This is a genomic window from Candidatus Poribacteria bacterium (assembly GCA_021162805.1).
GTDB lineage: Bacteria > Poribacteria > WGA-4E > B28-G17 > B28-G17 > JAGGXZ01.
Genome location: JAGGXZ010000039.1, coordinates 1 through 3,467, shown reverse-complemented (window position 1 = coordinate 3,467; position 3,467 = coordinate 1). Strand labels below are relative to the sequence as shown.

The 3,467-nt window shown below is 55.4% G+C and carries 2 protein-coding genes; both read left to right on the top strand.

From position 1 onward, the window contains the following. The coding region (locus J7M22_02840) for a hypothetical protein (protein ID MCD6505542.1) at positions 1 to 231 on the top strand (231 nt) is incomplete at its 5' end. A gap of 73 nt (positions 232 to 304) precedes the next feature. After that, on the top strand, positions 305 to 3,467 hold a 3,163-nt coding region (locus J7M22_02835; protein ID MCD6505541.1), incomplete at its 3' end, for a hypothetical protein.

The window sequence follows — 3,467 nt, the reverse complement described above, 5'->3', positions numbered from 1 at the left end:
TTCTTGGAAGGAGTTTCGTTTGGAGCCTTATTTCTCCTTATCTCCTCTGAGCTATTGAAAGGGGGGATAAAACTGGGGGTAGATCAGTTCTCATCCCCCTGCACGAAATCGGGCAGTTTCGGGTGCAGATGCACGATTTGGGGCAGCCTTCCAAACCACAAACCCGCTTTAAATCTAAAGCCCATCCCGGCATGGTTTTTGCCTAACTACGGTGATGCTATCGAGAGGTGATACCTTGCCAGATGGCGAACACCTTGCTTGAACCCCTCCATTTGGTTATGATTATAACGCGATGTCAACCCGAATGCGATGCACAACAACTGCTATCCTTTTCCTCATCTCACTTCTGACCTATGCCCATCCGAAGGAGGTCTCGCTCTATCGGAGGAAGGAGCAGGTCAGAGTAAAGGCCAGGTATCAGCGATATATCCTGAGATCACTTCCAGTCCTGATCGGTAGCGAGCGGATTTGGATCGATACGCCTCAGGGCAGGGGGATGCTGAGGCGGAATAGAGATTACATGATAGATTATGACACGGGCGAGATCCTGTTTCTGATGCCGGTTGAAGGTGAGATGACCGCCACGGTGGAGTATGAAACCTTGCCTTTCAAACTGAGGACCATTTACTCGCTCGACATTTTCAGGTCCAAGGGTGAGATCACAAAGGTTGAGCCCGAATCCCCGCCCCGGCCTGAGGAGACTCGGCCGTTTGTGATGAAACCCGAAGGGGGGTTGGAGGTGAGCGGGACGAAAACCCTTGGTATCTCCTTCGGAACGGGCCGATCCCTCACCCCCACGCAATCCCTCAGGGTGAACGTCTCGGGGAATGTCGGCCCCGATATTCAGGTGACGGCGATGTTGACGGATCAGGATCTTCCGATACAGCCGGAGGGAACATCGGAGGAGATACAGGATCTGGATAGGGTTCTCATCTCGATCGTCGGCCCCTTTTTCTCGGCCACCTTGGGGGATTACCAGGCGGGATTTGAGGGGAGCGAACTTGTGTTCACGCCGAAGTGGCTCCAGGGCGCCCAGTTGAAATTGAACCGCGGTGGATATCAGCTTACGATGTTGGGGGCCGCATCAAGGGGAAAATCGGGCTCTATGACCATCCGAGGCGTCGAGGGACGGAACCATTACAGGATCTCAGCCGACGGAAGATATGTGGTCGTCATAGCCGGCAGCGAGACCGTGTGGCTGAACGGAAGGAGGATGAGACGCGGCGAGGAGAACGATTACGTGATAAGGGATTACGGCGATCCGGTTATAGAGTTCACGCCGAGACATCTCATAACCTCCAACGACGTCATCAGGGTCGATTTCGAATACATAGATGAGGAGTCGCCATACAAGCAGGAGGTCTACGGCTTGGGCGGTAGGATGAACCTCTCAAACGGCTTCATTCAGGCCGATTACGCCCTCCAGTTCGACGACAAGTCCAACCCGTTTGAACCCCTCCCCAAGGAGGATCTGGAGCTTCTAAGGAGGGATATCAGGGTGAACGGTGAGGGTAGGGAGCTGGTGCCGCCGGCAAGGCATTCCGTATGGGGTATGTCCGCCGGGGGGGACTGGATCGGCGGAACGTCGTTCGATCTTGAGATGGCCTTAAGCTCTCTGGACGATAACACCTTCTCCGCCTTGAATCCGATAAGACGGGGCATGGCCTGGAGGGGAGCTCTGAGCTCCGACAGGGAGAGGTTTAAGCTCAACCTCTCCGCTCGCAGGATCGATGCCGACTTCTTCCAGATAGGCGCCACTCCTCAGAGCAGACTTCGCTCGGAGTATGAAAGCGAATATCAGACCGAGAGATTCAGCGACGTTCTGATCGGCGGGATTTGGAAGCCCTCTGTTCCCCCGACAGAAGGGAGATATGAGCTACAACTATCGGTTACTCCGATCAGATCGCTGCAGATGGAGACTGAGCTGAGCAGGTCGATGGAGGATTATCCCGATGATCTGGATATGGACTCGAACAGGATCACCTGGGTGCAGTCCCTGAGATACTCACATCCCTCCCTGATCAACCTGGATTTCGAGCACATCTACGGCAGAAGCGACAAGATGGGAAGACCGGATTATCTGGATCGATCCGATCGGCTATCGCTTTCACGTTCGATCGGTCCGGCGAGGACAGAGGTGCGGTGGAGGAGAACGGAGGTTAAGGATCTCAATCCCGAAGAGGGTTTCGACCGAAGTCGGAGGCGATCTCAGCTCGGCGGTGAGATCTCGCTTCTGGAGGGGAGATCAATTTCATTCCGGACGAAGTTGGATCTGGAGGAGATAGAGGGCAGGAATGATGGAGGATGGATGAGGGAGTCCTCCGCAAGGACGGCGAGTCTCGAGATGAACGCAAGGGGCAGATCGCTTGATCTGCGTGGGATCATATCCAGAAGGAGGCTTTCATCGATCTCATCAGGCGCTACAACCGTTAACCTGGCTGATATCTCACTCAGGATGGCTCCGTTCGATCGGATCTTATCGCTCGACATAGGCTATAGGATAGACAGGCGACTGGCTCCCAGGCGGCAGGAGATCTTCGTCAAAGTTCCAAAAGGGCAGGGCAACTACGTCAAGATCGACGAGTATCACTACCGCGAGGATTACATAGACGGGGAGTACATAAAGCTCATCAGAACGGTAGGCGATTTTCCCGTCGCATCGGTCGAGGCGTCAATGAGGGGAAGGGTTCAGCCTCGGGGGAAATTGAGATGGCTGACGGTCGAGGTGAGCTCCAACGTGGTGGAGGAGCAGGAGGCCGGCGATCTGGCGAAATTATACACGCTGAGGAGCTTACGGACGGAGAGGACGGTCTACGGCAGGGCGGTCAACAGGGTGAGATTGGAGCTCATGCCGTCCGAGAGAATGAGGTTCGGGGTCAGATGGAGCGCGACCGATTCCTTGAACAGGCGCACCAACGAGAGATCCCGATCGCTCCGAATTCGATCGTGGCGTTTCAGCGGCGATCAGAGGATCTCCAAACGGCTCTCGATCTTCCAGGAGATGGAGATATCCAAATCGAGCGAACGGATCGTGGATTCGGGTCAGATCGCCGCTCGGATAGAGGAGAGGGAGCTGACCGCCGCCGTCGGAATCAGGCATAGGATGTCTGGATCGTTCTACTGGGAGACCAAGCTTCAGCACGATGATAACAGCGGGCTTGACAGGGTCATCGCCAGCTCCAAAACGAGGGCGAGAATGACGAGCATGATCTGGTCCGTCAATTACTCCCTTGCCGGTAGGGGAAGGTTTATGGTATCCTACAGGCTCGGATTTGGCCGTGTCAGGGGCGAGATGCCTCTGACGACCTATAACCTCTATGACGGGCTGAGCCACGAGGTAAGGGTTTCGGCCGATTATCAGGCGTATAAGGTGACGGACGTGCTTTTGAGGTTCAACTACAGGTTCCTCTCCGCCGAGGGCAGGCCGGCCGAACACAGGGCGGAGATGGAAGCGGTCGCCGAGCTAT